16 protein-coding genes are annotated in these 16,023 nt (G+C 57.5%); 13 read left to right on the top strand and 3 right to left on the bottom strand.

Annotated elements, in window-relative coordinates:
• The first annotated feature begins 127 nt into the window (after positions 1-127).
• From QRN85_RS15960 to ureG, 12 genes are all read left to right on the top strand, one after another.
• Complete coding sequence (locus QRN85_RS15960) at positions 128-1,351, top strand: CE1 family esterase (RefSeq protein ID WP_113170849.1); 1,224 nt, start codon at positions 128-130, stop codon at positions 1,349-1,351.
• Entirely contained in the window at positions 1,282-2,109 is an 828-nt protein-coding gene (locus QRN85_RS15955) for an urease accessory protein UreD (RefSeq protein ID WP_350225078.1), read from the top strand. Before QRN85_RS15960 ends, QRN85_RS15955 begins: the two co-directional genes overlap by 70 nt.
• A 19-nt stretch (positions 2,110-2,128) precedes the next feature.
• A complete protein-coding gene (locus QRN85_RS15950) occupies positions 2,129-2,431 on the top strand; it encodes an urease subunit gamma (RefSeq protein WP_062584880.1) in 303 nt (100 codons plus the stop codon).
• 9 nt (positions 2,432-2,440) lie between these two features.
• Positions 2,441-2,698, top strand: a complete 258-nt coding sequence (locus tag QRN85_RS15945) for a DUF1272 domain-containing protein (RefSeq protein ID WP_113094373.1) — start codon at positions 2,441-2,443, stop codon at positions 2,696-2,698.
• A 16-nt stretch (positions 2,699-2,714) separates the two neighbouring features.
• Positions 2,715-3,020, top strand: a complete 306-nt coding sequence (locus QRN85_RS15940; RefSeq protein WP_112964328.1) for an urease subunit beta — start codon at positions 2,715-2,717, stop codon at positions 3,018-3,020.
• Positions 3,020-3,457, top strand: a complete 438-nt coding sequence (locus tag QRN85_RS15935) for a lysozyme inhibitor LprI family protein (protein WP_284759278.1) — start codon at positions 3,020-3,022, stop codon at positions 3,455-3,457. Before QRN85_RS15940 ends, QRN85_RS15935 begins: the two co-directional genes overlap by 1 nt.
• 46 nt (positions 3,458-3,503) lie before the next feature.
• Complete coding sequence (gene ureC, locus QRN85_RS15930; protein ID WP_284759602.1) at positions 3,504-5,213, top strand: urease subunit alpha; 1,710 nt, start codon at positions 3,504-3,506, stop codon at positions 5,211-5,213.
• Between the two features lie 221 nt (positions 5,214-5,434).
• A complete protein-coding gene (locus QRN85_RS15925) occupies positions 5,435-5,971 on the top strand; it encodes a peroxiredoxin (protein ID WP_112964279.1) in 537 nt (178 codons plus the stop codon).
• 388 nt (positions 5,972-6,359) lie between these two features.
• Positions 6,360-7,151, top strand: coding sequence for a GGDEF domain-containing protein (locus tag QRN85_RS15920; RefSeq protein WP_162238059.1), 792 nt, complete (start codon positions 6,360-6,362; stop codon positions 7,149-7,151).
• 107 nt (positions 7,152-7,258) lie between these two features.
• On the top strand, positions 7,259-7,738 hold the full coding sequence (ureE, locus tag QRN85_RS15915; RefSeq protein ID WP_284759275.1) for an urease accessory protein UreE: 480 nt from the start codon (positions 7,259-7,261) through the stop codon (positions 7,736-7,738).
• Positions 7,739-7,741: 3 nt separating this feature from the next.
• Positions 7,742-8,413: an urease accessory protein UreF gene (locus tag QRN85_RS15910; protein WP_502870786.1), complete on the top strand. Its 672-nt coding sequence runs from the start codon at positions 7,742-7,744 to the stop codon at positions 8,411-8,413.
• Positions 8,414-8,496: 83 nt separating this feature from the next.
• Positions 8,497-9,108: an urease accessory protein UreG gene (ureG, locus tag QRN85_RS15905; RefSeq protein WP_062584902.1), complete on the top strand. Its 612-nt coding sequence runs from the start codon at positions 8,497-8,499 to the stop codon at positions 9,106-9,108.
• A 40-nt stretch (positions 9,109-9,148) separates the two neighbouring features.
• Here the strand turns inward: ureG and QRN85_RS15900 are convergent, their stop codons facing one another.
• The 3 genes from QRN85_RS15900 to QRN85_RS15890 all read right to left on the bottom strand — a co-directional run bounded on the left by QRN85_RS15900 (position 9,149) and on the right by QRN85_RS15890 (position 14,687).
• Positions 9,149-9,820 carry a Crp/Fnr family transcriptional regulator gene (locus QRN85_RS15900; protein ID WP_062584904.1) on the bottom strand — a complete coding sequence of 224 codons (672 nt, stop codon included), beginning with the start codon at positions 9,818-9,820 and terminating at the stop codon, positions 9,149-9,151.
• A 342-nt stretch (positions 9,821-10,162) separates the two neighbouring features.
• Entirely contained in the window at positions 10,163-13,492 is a 3,330-nt protein-coding gene (locus QRN85_RS15895; RefSeq protein WP_284759272.1) for an efflux RND transporter permease subunit, read from the bottom strand.
• Between the two features lie 13 nt (positions 13,493-13,505).
• Positions 13,506-14,687, bottom strand: coding sequence for an efflux RND transporter periplasmic adaptor subunit (locus QRN85_RS15890; protein WP_284759271.1), 1,182 nt, complete (start codon positions 14,685-14,687; stop codon positions 13,506-13,508).
• A gap of 525 nt (positions 14,688-15,212) precedes the next feature.
• Here QRN85_RS15890 and QRN85_RS15885 point away from each other — a divergent pair.
• The gene (locus QRN85_RS15885; protein WP_062584910.1) at positions 15,213-15,869 is read left to right on the top strand and encodes a TetR family transcriptional regulator C-terminal domain-containing protein; all 657 of its coding nucleotides are present in this window, start codon (positions 15,213-15,215) and stop codon (positions 15,867-15,869) included.
• The last annotated feature ends 154 nt before the right edge of the window (positions 15,870-16,023 follow it).

Here is a 16,023-nt window from a genome sequence, read left to right as displayed (position 1 = left end):
ATTGGCACGAAACTGCAACATGCAAGACACAATGGCGAGGCCATCTGCATGTCGCTCCCGTCGATCCCTTACATTCCACGAATTTTCCGGCATACTGTCGGGGAACTGTGCCAATAAAGGCGTGCCGATGAATTTTACGACTGTTGCTGGCCGGCTTGCCCGGTTTGTCCGTCCCGCTCGCACTTTGGTTGCGGGCTTTGCCATTCTTACGGCCACGAGTGCCGCCGCGCTGGCGTCAACCTGCGGACAGACAATCGAACCGGGGAGACACGCGTTTTCGCTGGTCTCTGAAGGCAATCAACGCAGCGGCGTGTATTTTGTTCCGTCTTCCTATGACGGGCAGAAGAAAATGCCTGTCGTTTTTGATTTCCACGGCAGCAACAGCAATCCGAATGGCCAGTTGGACCGCAGCGGCTGGGACAAGGTGGGCGAGCGCGAGGGCGTCGTCGTCGTTGCGCTGCAAGGCAGCCTCAAGGGCGAGTTGCCCGGCACGAATGCGTGGAATGTTCCTGGCGTGACCAAGCGTGAGGGTGGTCTGGACGAGCCTGCCTTTATCCGTGACGCCGTCAGCATGGTCAAATCCACATTGTGTGTGGACGAGGCCCGCTTTTATGGCTCCGGTTATTCCGGCGGCGGGCGTATGCTGTCACAATATCTGTGCAACGGCACGAATGACTTTGCGGCTGCCGGTTTTGTGGCATCGTTGCGCGCCGGCCTTCCCATGGAAGACGCCGGAAAATGGGCGCCGGATGCAAAAAGCTGCACACCTGCAAAGCCACTTTCCATCGTCGCCTTTGCCGGGTTGAAAGATCCCGCCAACCCCTATCAGGGCGGCGGCAAGCCCTATTGGCAGTATGGCGGTGAGACCGCCTTGAAGCGCTGGGCCGAGATCGATGGCTGCAAGGGCGCGGTCAAGAGCAAGTCCACGGATACCTTCACCTTCAATTCCTATGATGTCTGCAAGAGTGGTGCCCGCATCCATTCCTACGTTATCGATGCCTGGGACCATGCCTGGCCGCGCGCCGCCATGAAAGCTGAGGTCGTCGCCTCTGCCGCGGCGATCATTCGTAAGCCATCCAGCGATGCAGCAGGCAAGGTCCAGCAGGCCGTCGAGCGCAAGATGCCTGCGACCGATACCGTCCAGCGGCTTGATGCGGCGGAAAGAATGTGGGAGTTCTTCCAGAATACGGAAGGGCAGATGGTTGTCGACGCAACTGCGAAGACGGATTGCTCCGTGAAGGCGGTTCCCGCTTCCGCATCCGCCAAAGCTTCGGAGACGACGTGCCGCCAGACCAGCAAAGCATCCCACAACCCCGCCCGCAGCGCGCCCGAGGCAGCGGACGCATTGTAACCAAAGCAGTGCTTGGCCGCAGCCGTCTGGAGCAATTGTTTCAGGAAGGCTGCGCCAAGATCAGGCTTCCCGATACGTTTTCCAATGAGATGGAAGCCATTCTCATCAACTCGTCAGGCGGCTTGACCGGCGGCGATGAGCTGGAATGGCAGGCCGATGCAGGCGAGGGAACATCCCTCGTGGTGACCACCCAGGCCTGCGAGAAGATTTACAAGGCAGCAGCCGGTACAGCCGCCGTCACAGCGCGCGTGTCTGCGGGCCCCGGTGCCAAGCTTCACTGGTTGCCGCAGGAAACCATCCTTTTTGATCGCGCGTCGCTTACCCGCTCACTTGAAGCGGATATTGATGCATCCGCCGAATTCATCGCAGTGGAAGCGGTTCTGCTCGGCCGTCAGGCCATGGGCGAGGCGATGCATGAGGGGCTGTTTCGCGATCGCTGGCGCATTCGCCATGGCGGCAAGCTGGTTCACGCCGAAGAACTGCGGCTGGAAGGAAACATCGGTGAATTGACCAGGTCGGAACCCGTCCTGTCCGGTCAGGTCGCCTTCGCAACGCTTCTTTATATCGGCCCCTTGGCGGAGGCACTTTTGCCTAAAATCCGGGCTATTGCCGGGTTTTCCGGCGGTGCCAGCGCGTGGCAGGGGAAGCTTGTCATAAGGCTGTCTGCGCCGGACGGATTCACCATGAGAAAAATGCTGTTTCCCATCATTTCGCTCTTGCGAAATGGCGCGCCAGTGCCGAAAGTCTGGAATCTCTGATGATTGAAACGGGACCACAATGAACCTCACCCCCAGAGAAAAAGACAAGCTTCTGATTTCCATGGCAGCCATGGTGGCGCGTCGGCGTCTGGAGCGTGGCGTCAAGCTGAACTATCCCGAAGCCATTGCTCTCATTACCGATTTCGTGGTTGAGGGCGCACGCGACGGTCGCGCTGTGTCCGAACTGATGGAGGCGGGAGCCCACGTCATCAGCCGTGATCAGGTCATGGAAGGCATTGCCGAGATGATCCACGACGTGCAGGTCGAGGCGACGTTCCCTGATGGAACGAAGCTGGTGACCGTTCACGAACCCATCCGCTAAGAGCGCGCCATGGCACTTGAACTTCGCCCCAATTGCGAATGCTGCGACAGGGACCTTGCGCCCGATAGCCTCGATGCGATGATGTGTTCTTTCGAATGCACGTTTTGCAGCGACTGCACGACCACTCTCCTCAATGGAAAGTGCCCGAACTGCGGCGGAGAACTGGTGCGACGCCCCATTCGCCCGGCGGCCAAACTGGTCAACAATCCGGCTTCCACGAAGCGGGTTCTGAAAGCCGATGGCTGCGCATCCATCAAAGCGGCGTGACGATAAGGAAAAGACCATGATCCCAGGTGAAGTCATACCCGCAGAAGGTGAGATCGAGCTCAATGCCGGTCAGCCAACGATCACCATTGAAGTTGCCAATAGCGGCGACAGGCCTGTTCAGGTTGGCAGCCATTACCACTTTGCCGAAACCAATGCGGGCCTCGTCTTCGAGCGCGCCAAAGCGCACGGAATGCGGCTTGATATTCCGGCAGGAACTGCGGTTCGCTTCGAACCCGGCCAGAAGCGCGAAGTGACTTTGGTGCCGCTTTCAGGCAAGCGGGAAGTCTACGGCTTTCGCAAGCTCGTAATGGGTAAGTTGTGATGATGACGGCCAAGCATCTGCGTCATGTTTTTTCCGGTCTGTTCGTCTTCTGTGCGGCCACTTCCTTTTCGCTCGCCGGCGGTGACGCTGTCGCTCAGGAAGAGCCCAATTGTGCCGAACCTTCGACGCAGAGGGACATGAACGCATGTGCTGCCCTCGATTATGAAAAGGCCGACAAGGAGCTGAATGTTGCCTACCAGCAGCTTCGCAAGAAGATGAGCGAGTGGGACAAGTCCGCCGATGCCGCGAGCAAGGGTGCCGTCGACGCACTTGTGGCGGCACAACGCGCATGGGTCGCGTTCCGCGATGCGAATTGTGATGTTGCGGGCTTTCAGGCGCGGGGCGGCTCGATGGAGCCGATGCTCGTCTCCTCCTGCCTTGCCGATATGAGCACAAAACGCGCCGAAGAACTTCGCACGCTTTCGGACGGTTTCTGACGCGACCGCCCATTCTTTTCTCCGCCCTCCAGGGAGCCTGATGCCGATGCCTTACAAGATTTCCCGTGCGTCCTACGCCAGCATGTTCGGCCCCACCGTGGGCGACAAGGTGCGGCTTGCCGATACCGAGCTCTTCATCGAGATCGAGAAGGATTTCACGACCTATGGCGAGGAGGTCAAGTTCGGTGGCGGCAAGGTCATTCGCGATGGCATGGGGCAAAGCCAGGCGACGCGGGCTGAAGGTGCTGTCGATACCGTCATCACCAACGTCGTCATTGTCGATCATAGCGGTATCTACAAAGCCGATGTCGGTTTGAAGGATGGACGCATTCACGCCATCGGCAAGGCTGGAAACCCGGATACGCAGCCGGGCGTGACCATTATCGTCGGCCCCTCGACGGAGGCGATTGCCGGTGAAGGCAAGATCCTGACGGCGGGCGGGATGGATGCCCATATCCATTTCATCTGCCCGCAGCAGATCGAAGAAGCCTTGATGAGCGGCGTGACCACAATGCTTGGCGGCGGCTCCGGTCCTGCCCATGGCACGCTGGCCACCACCTGCACGGGCGCCTGGCACATTGAAAGAATGATTGAGAGCTTCGATGCTTTCCCGATGAATCTTGCCCTGGCAGGCAAGGGCAATGCATCGTTGCCGGCGCCTCTGGAAGAAATGATCCTTGCGGGCGCATCCTCCTTGAAGCTTCATGAGGACTGGGGCACGACACCGGCCGCCATCGACAACTGCCTGTCTGTTGCCGATGCATTTGACGTACAGGTGATGATCCACACCGATACGCTGAATGAAAGCGGCTTCGTGGAAGATACGGTTGCGGCCATCAATGGTCGCACCATCCACGCGTTCCATACGGAAGGGGCGGGCGGTGGCCACGCGCCTGATATCATCAAGATTTGCGGAAACCCCAACGTCATTCCCTCGTCCACCAATCCAACGCGGCCCTACACCATCAATACGCTGGCGGAACATCTGGACATGCTGATGGTCTGCCATCACCTGTCGCCGTCCATCCCGGAAGACATCGCCTTTGCGGAAAGCCGCATCCGCAAGGAAACGATTGCTGCAGAAGATATCCTGCATGATATCGGCGCGTTCTCGATCATCTCCTCCGACAGCCAGGCTATGGGCCGTGTGGGTGAGGTGGCGATCCGCACCTGGCAGACGGCAGACAAGATGAAGCGCCAGCGCGGTCGTCTGAAGGAAGAAAAGGGCGAGAACGACAATTTCCGCGTTCGCCGCTACATCGCCAAATACACCATCAACCCGGCTATTGCTCATGGCGTTTCGCATGAAATCGGCTCCATCGAAGTGGGCAAGCGCGCCGATCTGGTGCTCTGGAACCCCGCCTTTTTCGGCGTGAAGCCGGAGATGGTGTTGTTGGGCGGCTCCATCGCCGCCGCGCCGATGGGTGATCCGAACGCTTCGATCCCGACGCCGCAGCCGATGCACTACCGCCCTATGTTTGCCGCTTACGGCAAGCTGCGCACCAACTCCTCTGTCACCTTCGTGTCGCAGGCATCGCTGGATGGCGGGTTGGCGCAACGGCTTGGCGTTGCAAAGAAGCTGGTGGCGGTGCGCAATGTGCGCGGTGGCATCTCCAAGGCATCGATGATCCACAACTCCCTGACGCCACACATCGATGTCGACCCTGAGACCTACGAGGTGCGGGCCGATGGGGAGCTTTTGACCTGCGAACCGGCAACAGTGCTGCCCATGGCGCAGAGATATTTCCTGTTCTAGGTCATTCCCTCAAGGTCAGGGATGGTGCAGAAATCCGCTAGGTCCGGAGAATGTGAAGAATCGCGCAATTCTCCGGGCTTCGGAGCGTTGCCGCCTGTGCATGACTGCCCTGCAGGCATATGTTTTTGCTGCACTGCAAACGAAATTGCGGTATCGCAAGCCCAGTTTCAGGCGTGACCTGTTCCCAAGCCCTTCACGCCGCATTTGTACAGGAGAAACCCATGCTCGGTAAAAAAGTGCCTGCCGTTACCTTCCGCACGCGCGTCCGCGACGAAGCCGTTGGCGGCCCCAATCCCTATCGCTGGCAGGACATGACCTCCGACGACTATTTCAAGGGCAAGAAGGTCATTCTGTTTTCGCTTCCCGGGGCCTTCACGCCGACATGCTCGACCTATCAGTTGCCGGATTTCGAAAGACTGTCGCCTGAGTTCCGCGCTATGGGCATTGACGAGATTTATTGCCTCTCCGTCAATGATGCCTTTGTGATGAATGCCTGGGCCAAGGGGCAGTCGCTGGAGAACGTCAAGGTCATTCCCGATGGCTCGGGTGAATTCACCCGCAAGATGGGAATGCTGGTGGCCAAGGATAATCTTGGCTTCGGTATGCGCTCCTGGCGCTATGCTGCCATCATCAATGATGGTGTCGTTGAGCAGTGGTTCGAGGAAGAAGGCTATTCCGACAATTGCGAAAGCGACCCCTACGAGGTGTCTTCACCACAGAACATTCTGGCGAATCTCAAGGCAAAGATTGCAGCCTGATCCTTCAAAAGCCCGGCATGGTCCGGGCTTTTTTTGTGCTTCCTCCCCTCTTTTTTAAAGGGTTTCGTTAATATTTCTGCCCGGTTTCCGCCGCTCCGGACGCTGTGCGAGTAAGCCGCAGCGATTGTAACCCATGATTATATAAGCGGATAATTTCGTTTACTCTGTCCCTTGCGCCGCAGGGGCTGCGAATTCCGCCTTTCCTACGTAAGGTTTTAATCAACAAAATTTTATTGGTTGTCCTTATGCACAAATATACTCGTAATATCTCGCTTTTTAGCTGTTTCGTTTACCTTCGGCCAATCTCTCATCTTTATCGATTTATCTCACGCAAGGGTTCGATGTGATGACGGAACGTTTAAGAAAATTTATTTCGCTGGAAATGAGTTTGACTGACCCGGGCGAAGGGCAGAGTCTCCGCACCTTCGCAACGAAGATGATCTTCATATCGATCATCCTTACCCTGATCGTCAGTTGCGTTGCGAATGCGGTCGCCGCCTATTATGGGCTTCTGCCTTTGCCTCTTCTTCAGGCTCTCATCCACAGCGTGTTCATGGCCTGGGTCATCGGAAGCATTGTCACCGGTATTCTCTGTTCAGTCATCGGCAACGCCATTCGAAAGCTGCACGAATCGCACGCCGAATTCGAGCGTCTGAGCCGGACGGATACGCTTTCGGGTCTGGCAAACCGCCGCGCCTTCAACCAGTCCTTTGACGATGTCGAAACAGACGCTTCCCTCGCCATTTTTGATCTGGACCGCTTCAAGAGCATCAACGACAATTACGGCCATGCGGCAGGCGATATCGTCATCAAGAAGGCAGCTGCGGCCATAGCCGATGTTTTCGGTGAGTTTCATTGTGTCGCCCGGCTGGGTGGGGAAGAGTTTGCTGTTATCGTGCGCGGTGGCGCCCGCAAGGACCGTCTGACCCTCATCGAGCTGGCGCGAATTCGCGTGTCTTGCATGACCATCAACTTCGAAGGCACGCAAGTGCAGACGACCGTCTCTGTCGGCGTTGCGGATATAGAGCCATCGCGGTCCAAGCACGATACGTTTGCAGCCGCCGACAAGGCCCTGTATTTCGCCAAGTCTTCAGGCAGAAATTGCATTCGCCATGAAATGGATATGTCTGCTGCGCAATCGGTCGAAAAGCTGCAATCGGCGTTGCTGGCGGCTTCCTGAGGTCATGGGCCGGCACAAGAGGAATTGACTGCAATTTCATGAGGGTGGCTTGCAATCCGGGGAGCGATCCGTCAGGTTTTGCAAAGTCACAATTGTCTGGAAATATCATGTTGCGCGTTCAATCCTATCTTCCCGCCGGTACGCCAGCGGACGAGCCCTCCGGTTATGTCACTCTCGCCCATGATCAACGGCATCTGCGCCGCAAGCTGCTGCATCTTCAGAATGATGAAATGGTTATGCTTGACCTGAAAGAGGCGGTATTGTTTGCTCATGGCGATCTTCTCGTCGTGGAAAATGGCGATCTCGTTGAGGTGCGCGCCGCCTCCGAGAAGCTGTTCGAAATCAAGGCTAACTCCACGCTCCATTTCATCGAACTGGCATGGCATCTGGGCAACCGGCATCTGTCGGCGCAGATAGAGGAGGGGCGCATCCTTATCCTGCGCGACCACGTCATCCGCTCCATGCTGGAGGGGTTGGGCGCTACCGTCAAAGAGGTGGAGGAGCCTTTTCAGCCGGCACGCGGTGCCTACCACGCCCATGGCGGTCACGGGCATGGACATGATCACCACGGCCATGGACACGGTTGATCGGTGACGCTCCCCCGCAGCATCGATCCCTTGCTCCGGTTGCTTGCCTGGATGTCTCCCGCTTTTCCGGTGGGTGCTTTTTCCTATTCCGGAGGGCTGGAAACGGCGGTGAGTGATCGCCGTATCTCTTCAGCAACTGATCTCATGGCATGGATTTCCATGCTGTTGCAGCGTGGAACGCTTTGGAACGACGCCGTTCTATTGTCCTGCGCATGGCAGTGCCACGGGGATCAGGAGGAACTTGCGGAATTGACGGCGCTTGCCCGGGCATTGGCGGGCTCTGCTGAGCGATACCGTGAATCGGTGCTGATGGGCGACGCCTTTGTCGATGCCGCCAGCGCCTGGCCGCATTCTATCTTGGAGCGATTCGGTAAAGCCACGCCCTATCCGGTGGCGGTGGGGGCGATTGCTGCAGCACATGGCGTGGGGCGTGACGAGATATTGCTTGCCTATATGCATTCGGCTGCCTCGCAATTGATTTCTGCTGGCATTCGCCTTGGCGTCGCAGGGCAGAGGGACGGGGTCGCAATGCTTGCGCAGCTTGAGATAACCCTGTCGGATGTCGCGGCGCGAGCGGTGATCTCGACACTCGATGACCTCGGCTCCGCAACCATTCTTGCGGATACGGCATCGATGCGGCATGAAATACAGGAAACCAGGCTTTTCCGATCCTAGGCATTGGAAACCCGCGCGTCTGTTACCAAAAAACCGTTATAACGGCAAAATGGTATAAAAATATCATTTGGAAGGAAAATGGAATGAAATCGGGAAATGGACCGTTGCGCGTTGGAATTGGTGGGCCGGTCGGCTCCGGCAAGACCGCTTTGACGGAGAAATTGTGCAAGGCGATGCGCGCGGATTATTCGGTCGCTGTCGTCACCAATGACATTTACACCAAGGAAGACGCCGAGGCACTTGTGCGAATGCAGGCGCTGCCTTCGGACCGTATTGTCGGCGTGGAAACGGGTGGCTGCCCGCATACTGCAATCCGAGAAGATGCGACCATCAATCTTCAGGCCATTGCCGGACTGAACGAAAGATTTCCGGATCTCGATGTCGTCTTCATCGAGTCTGGCGGCGATAACCTCGCGGCCACGTTTTCACCGGACCTCGCAGACCTGACGATCTATGTCATCTCCGTCTGCCAGGGTGAAGAGATTCCACGCAAGGGCGGCCCCGGTATCACGCGGTCTGATCTTCTTGTCATCAACAAACGGGATCTCGCCCCCTATGTGGGCGCCGATCTCGATGTGATGGAAGCAGACGCAACGCGGATGCGACAGCAAATGCCATTCGTCTTCACGGATATGAAGCGCGGCGATGGCGTCGATGGTATCGTCAGCTTCCTGAAGCAGCAGGGTGGGCTGTAAGGCGACAGGTGGAGCTTCAAACGACTCCACCCACCGTCAATCAAAAGTGCCTGAGCGCGCTGACATCGTTGACCTGAATGATCCGGCCCCTCACGATCACGCCAGCATCCCGCAGGCTGGAAAAGGCACGCGACAGGGCTTCTGGTGCCAGTCCCAACTTGCCGGCGAGAACGCTTTTCTGGAAAGGCAGCCGGAGCGAGTAGGAGTTGGCGTCAGCGGGGCCCTGGGCAATCAGGTAATTGGCCACGCGTTGCGGCGCGGTCTGTAGCCGATCATTTGCCAGGCAGTCCATTGTCGTTCTCAGACTGTTGGACATGGAGTGCAGGACAGCCTTCACGATTTTGGGCTCTTCCTCGATCATGGACCTGACCCGCTCCAGATCGAACCGGGCGAGGGTACAGCTGTCCGCCGCCTGTGCATTGTGCTGATATTTGTCTGCGCCGAAAATCAGACACTCGTTGAATGCCTCGCCAGGGCCGCAAATGCGGACGTCCGCCTCACGACCATCGCGGCTGAGGCGGTACAGTCTGACATAGCCGTTGAGAACGCAGAACAGATATTGTGCGGTTTCGCCCTGGCGAAAGAGTATCTGCCGGGCGGGGACAGTGACGATGGTCGCCGCCTCCATGAATTTTGCGGTGACCGCTTCATCGCCAGCGCCGATGAAGGGTGCCTGAACGAGTGTGCTTCTTTCCCTGTTTCTGAGTGTCATTGCCTTGTTCACGTCCGTCGCGCTCCCGAAACTTTCAGACGCCAGACGAGCCTCAAGCTTTGCGTTCTTCCAAAACGCATGGCCTGGACGGCGTGTCTTTTGTCCGAAGACGTTTTTCCCATGACGCAGAGAATAGCACCTTCTGCCTAGACGGACTTGATTTCGATCAATCGGCTGAAAGAAATGCTCGTCGGCTAAGGTAACATGGATGAGTTGTGAAACGGCAAGCGCCACATCTTTCTGTAAATACGTCGTAGCGCCGTTCGCCGCGTGCCGAAGCCTATCCACAAAAGCAAAACGCCGGGCGAGCCCCGGCGTTTCTGATCAGCAGTCTTTCAGGCCCTATTCGGCAGCCAGCGGCGGAAGCCGAAGGACGTTGCCGGTGCCGCTTCCGTCCTTAGTCCCGCCACCACCATTTTTCTGCTCGACCTTGGCCAGACGCTCATCCATCTCTGAAAGTGCGGCCTTGTTGTCCCGCGCCAGATCCGAGAGTTCTTCCTTCGAGAGAACCGGGGACTCTACCTCCTTCTTGCCGATGAAGCGACCGAAGATATGGGCGAGGAGTTGCGACAGATCATCCATGATGAGGAAGAAGGCAGGCACGACGATCAGCGAGAGCACTGTCGATACGATGATGCCGCCAATGACCGCGATTGCCATGGGCGCGCGGAATGATCCGCCTTCGCCCACGCCCAGCGCCGATGGCAACATGCCGGCAGACATGGCGATCGATGTCATGATGATCGGTCGGGCACGCTTGCGCCCGGCTTCCACCATGGCATGAACCCGCTCCAGCCCGTGACGACGCATCTCTATGGCGAAATCGACCAGCAGAATTGCGTTCTTCGTAACGATACCCATCAGCATCAGGATGCCGATGAGAACGGGCATGGACAGCGCATTTTGCGTGATGATGAGCGCAACCGCCACGCCACCAATGGCCAGCGGCAGGGAGAAGAGAATGGTGAAGGGCTGGATCACATCCTTGAACAGCAGAATGAGAACGACCAGCACCAGAAGCAGACCGAGCAACATGGCATTGGTAAAGCCGCGCTGCATCTCTCCTTGCACCTTGGCATCGCCGCTTTCGGCGAGGCGAACGCTTGGCGGCAATTGTGTTTCCGCCACGATGCGTCTGAACTCGGCGGAAGAGGTATCCAGCGCCGTGCCAAAGGGCACATCGGAGCCAATGGATACCACGCGATTGCGGTCGTTGCGCTTGATGGAGCTTGGACCTTCGGAATAGTCGATGTCGGCAACGCTATAGAGCGGGACGGTCGCGCCTGACGCTGTCTTGATCTTCAGCGCACGAATGGCCGCAAGATCACGCCGCACGTCGAGGGATGCCTGAACGCGGATCGGTATCTGGCGATCATCCAGGGAGATTTTCGTCAGAAGCGCATCGATATCGCCGATGGTTGCCACGCGTACAGTCTGCGAAATCTGCTGTGGCGTGATGCCGAGGCGGGCGATCTCGTCCTTGCGCGGACGAATTTGCAGTTCAGGCCGGGGAAGCGCGCCCTCGGAGCTGACATTGGCAAGGATGGGAGACGCACGCAGACGCGATTCCAGAATGCCGACGGCCTTTTGCAGGTCTTCTTCATTGCTGGACAGGAAGTTGAAGCTCAGTTCGCGCTCGGCACGGTCGTTGAGCTTGATGATGCGTACATCCGGGATCTTGTTGACGTTTGCGAAGATGTCGCGCTCGACATCCCATTGCGGCCTTGTTCTGCCGGTGTCCTCGACCTTGGGCAGATGGGGGCCGATGAGCGGTATCGAGCCCAGCCCATCATTGACGAGCGTTTTCAGCAATGAGTGATCGATATGCTGGAGAATGACGCGGACGGTTGCCCGGCGCAGCTCCAGATCACCCTTTGGCGATGCGCCACCGAGAATGAAGACACTTTCGACGCCGTTGATATCGCGGATGGCCTGATGGATTTTCGATGTCGTCGCGTCTGTTTCTTCCAGCGTGGCATTCGGCGGAAGCTCTACCGACAGAACAACGCGCGAGGCATCGTCGGGCGGCAGGAAGCTGCCGGGAACACCGCTCAAGAGAATGATGGACCCGACCAGAAAGCCGATGGCGCCGAGCAGGGTAAGATAACGCGCCCACCATTTGCTGGTGGTTGCGGTTACCATGCGCGTATAGGATTTCATCAGCCAGCCATCATTGTCCTGATGGTCATCGACAGCATCATCCGAGCGCATCAGGTAGGCCGCCATCAATGGCGTGATGAGGCGCGCCACCATCAGCGAGAAGAACACCGAGAAGGCGACGGTCAATCCGAACTGGATGAAGTACTGGCCGGGAATGCCGGGCATGAAGGAAACCGGCACAAAGACAGCGATGATGGTAAAGCTGGTTGCGATGACAGCAAGGCCGATTTCGTCGGCGGCCTCAAGCGATGCCCGGTAGGGAGATTTGCCCATCTTGATGTGGCGCGAGATATTCTCGACCTCCACAATGGCATCATCCACCAGAATACCCGTTGCGAGCGTGAGAGCCAGAAAGCTGACGAGATTGAGCGAGAAGCCCAGCACATCCATGACCCAGAATGTCGGAATGGCCGACAGGGGCAAGGCGATGGCGGCAATCAGGGTTGCTCGCCAGTTGCGCAGGAAAAGCAGGACGACGATGACCGCAAGAATGGAGCCTTCAACAAGCGTATGAAGCGCAGCCTCATAGTTTCCATAGGTGAAATAGACGGCATCATCGACCATTTCGATCGAGACATTGGGATGCTCGGCGCGAACCTTGTCCAGGTTCTGCGCGACTGTTTCCGCAACGGAAACCTCGCTTGCACCCTTTGAGCGGAAGACGGCAAAGGTGACGCCGGGATTGCCGTTGAACCGCGAGAAGGATTTCGGCTCCTCATAGGTATCGGTGACGGTGCCAAGTTCCGACAGCTTGACGAAGCGGCCGCCGGACAAAGCAATCGTCGTATTGGAAAGCTGAGTGACATCACGCGTATCGCCCAGCGTCCGAATGGTCTGTTCATTGCCCGCAACCTGGCCGCGGCCCGATCCGAGATCCACATTGGTGCCGCGCAATTGCTGGTTCACTTCGGCTGCCGTGATGCCATAGGCATCCAGCTTGGCGGGATTGAGCGACACGCGCACTTCGCGGTCCGCTCCGCCATAGCGATCTATCTTGCCAACGCCCGACTGACCCTGAAGCGCACGCTTGATGGTGTCATCCACGAACCATGAGAGTTCTTCGAGCGTCATGCTGGGGGAGGAAACGGCAAAGGTCTGGATCGCCTGTCCCTCCACATCGATCTTGCTGACGACAGGCTCTTCGATATCCGAAGGCAGTTCGCTGCGGATCTTGTCGATGGCGTCCTTGGTGTCCTGAACGGCTTCTTCGGTGGGCTTTTCGATGCGGAACAGGACTGTCGTCAGCGACTGGCCGTCCGTGACGGTGGACTGTATTTCGTCGATACCGCTGATCGAGGCGACCGCGTCCTCGATTTCCTTGGTGACCTGCGCTTCAAGTTCGGAAGGAGAGGCGCCGCTCTGGGTAACGGTGATCGCCACCACCGGCACGTCGATATTGGGAAAACGGGTGATCGGCAAATCGTAAAATGCCTTGATGCCCAGAAACAACAGCAGGGCAAAGCACAGCAATGGCGCAATCGGGTTGCGTATGGACCAGGCCGAGAAATTCATCGTTCTTCCTCAGTCAGTTCGAGGCTGCGGCATCAGCCGGCACCGGGTTGATCTTGTCACCATCGCGCACAAAGGCGCCTGCTTTTTCAACGACCATATCGCCAGCAGCCAGACCGGTCCTGATTTCGACAAAGCCGCTGTCCTGAATGCCGATTTCGACGGCCACCTGCTTTACCACGCCATTTTCCACACGCCGTGCGGTGGAACCTTCTCGCCCGGAGGTGACAGCCGAGAGCGGCAGGGCCAAGGCGTTGGTGGAGGCGATAACGATTTCCGCACTGCCATACATGCCTGCGCGGGCCGGACTATCCGTTGGCAGAAGAATATGGACGGAGCCGAGGCGGCTGGTGGCATCCACCGTTGGCGAAACAAGGCGCACCTTCCCTTCGATCTTCCTGTTGCCGCCGGCAACCGAAATCACCGCCTTCTGCCCGGCTTCGACTTTCTGGATATCGGTTTCGGAAAGGTCGGCAACGAGCTCGATTGCGTTGTCCTTGATGACGGTGAACAGGGGATTTCCTGCACCGCTGGCAATGGCACCGACACGCGCGTTCTTGGCGGATACAACACCGGCAACGGGCGTCTTGACGCTGGTGCGTGACAGCTTGAGATCGATATCGTCGATCTGGGCATCCACGACCTTGATATCGGCTTCACCCACCGTCACCGCCTGTCTGGCTGCGTCGAGACGCGCGCGCGCCACATCTGCGGCCGCCGCAGTCTGTTCCACCTGAGAGACGGAGCCTGAACCGGACTGACCGAGCCGCTGTGCCCTGTCGCGCTGGCGCACGGCATCATCATAGTTTGCCTGCGCCTCTATGACCTGAGCCTTGCTCTGGGCAACGCCCGCCTGCGCCTTGGCGCGGTTGGCCTCGAGCTGGCTTTTTTGCAGGATGAGGCTGTCCTTCGACAGTTCTGCAAGTGAGGCACCCGCCTCGACCCTGTCGCCGATATCCACATTCAATTTGTCCACCGACAGGCCATCGACAAGCGGCTGGACATAGATTTCATCGACGGGCTTGAGGGTGCCGGTTGCGATGACGCGATCGACGAGATCCCGTTTCGTTGCCTCGCTGACCACGATGGAAGGCAGATTGCTGCGATCTGCGCCGCCTTGCGCGCTCGCAATTTCGGGCATGAAGAGAGCCGAGACCATCAGCATCGAAAAGCGGGCGGCGGTAATTCTGGCAAGCATGTATCTGTCCGTTCAAGGTCGGATCGCACGTCCATCGTGCACATTGGTGCTGCAGAAGGCCAGGCGACAATGGATGCAAACTGGAGTGACACGCGTGATCTTCCTCGAAGGCTTGCTTTCTTCCGCCTGGCGGTCAGACGTGCAGCGCTTTCGATGAAGAGGCCAGATCAACTCTCTCAAGCAGGAATGTAATTCGTCGCAAGGGGTAATTCAATCCGTCTAGCTCATGCAGCGCATATACATTTTTGAATATTGCTTAACTTCCATATAAGTGCATCCGCAAGGGTTTACATGGCAGTCGCTTCCGTGACTGCGGCTGTTTGCGCAGCCTCAAGCGACCGTCTTTGCGACCTCACAGATCGCGCCTTATTTGACCGACTGGTCAACATTGCGGACGAAGGCTTTGGAGCCTAAAAGAAATGGGGATATTTGATGTGCAAAGCGGTATCTGGCGATACGGCGTTCATTATCAATTATTCTTGGTCCAGATCGTCCCAGCAGAATTTAAACATACAGAGATTTTCCATGCCCATACCCAGAGCGGCGAAGACCCAGAAGCGGACGCGCATACAGGAAGAGAAGGAAGAGGCGATCCTGGAAGCGGCGCTGGATGTCTTTTCGGCTCACGGCTTTCGTGGCACGACCATCGATCAGATCGCCGAGGTTGTGGGAATGTCGAAGCCCAACGTTCTCTATTACTTCCGAACCAAGGAAGCGATGCACAGGGCATTGATCGAGCGTGTGCTGTACACCTGGCTAGACCCGTTGCGGGCCTTTGACGCTGATGGTGACCCGGAGAGCGAAATCCGCTCCTATATCCGGCGCAAGCTTGAAATGGCCCGGGATTATCCGCGCGAAAGCCGTCTGTTCGCCAATGAAATCCTGCAGGGCGCACCGCATGTCGAGGATGAGTTGAAGGGGCCATTGAAGGAACTTGTGGATGAAAAGGCGGGCGTGATCCGCAGTTGGGCGAAATCTGGCCGGATGGCGCCTTGCGATCCCTATCACCTGATTTTCTCGATATGGGCGACGACTCAGCACTATGCCGATTTCGATGTTCAGGTGCGGGCTGTGCTGGGCGACAATGCCGGAGAGGGCCGTTTTGAGGATGCCGCCCGCTTTCTGGAACAGCTCTTCATGGGCGGACTGGGGATATTTTCCCCGCAATCCAAAAAAACATGACGATTACGTTCAACTTTATACTTTACTCGAAAACTCATCTTTACTATCGTGTGCCCGACCTGATTGCACAGGTGGCAGAATTCAATGGTAAGGTGAGGCATGGCACGGAAAGAGAAGAAGAAGGCGGATCGTAACGGCAAGCGGGACAATCGCC

The organism is Agrobacterium sp. fls2-241-TYG-188a, assembly GCF_030209845.1.
The sequence above is the reverse complement of the archived record's forward strand: the minus strand, read 5'-3'. Positions and strand labels throughout refer to the sequence as shown.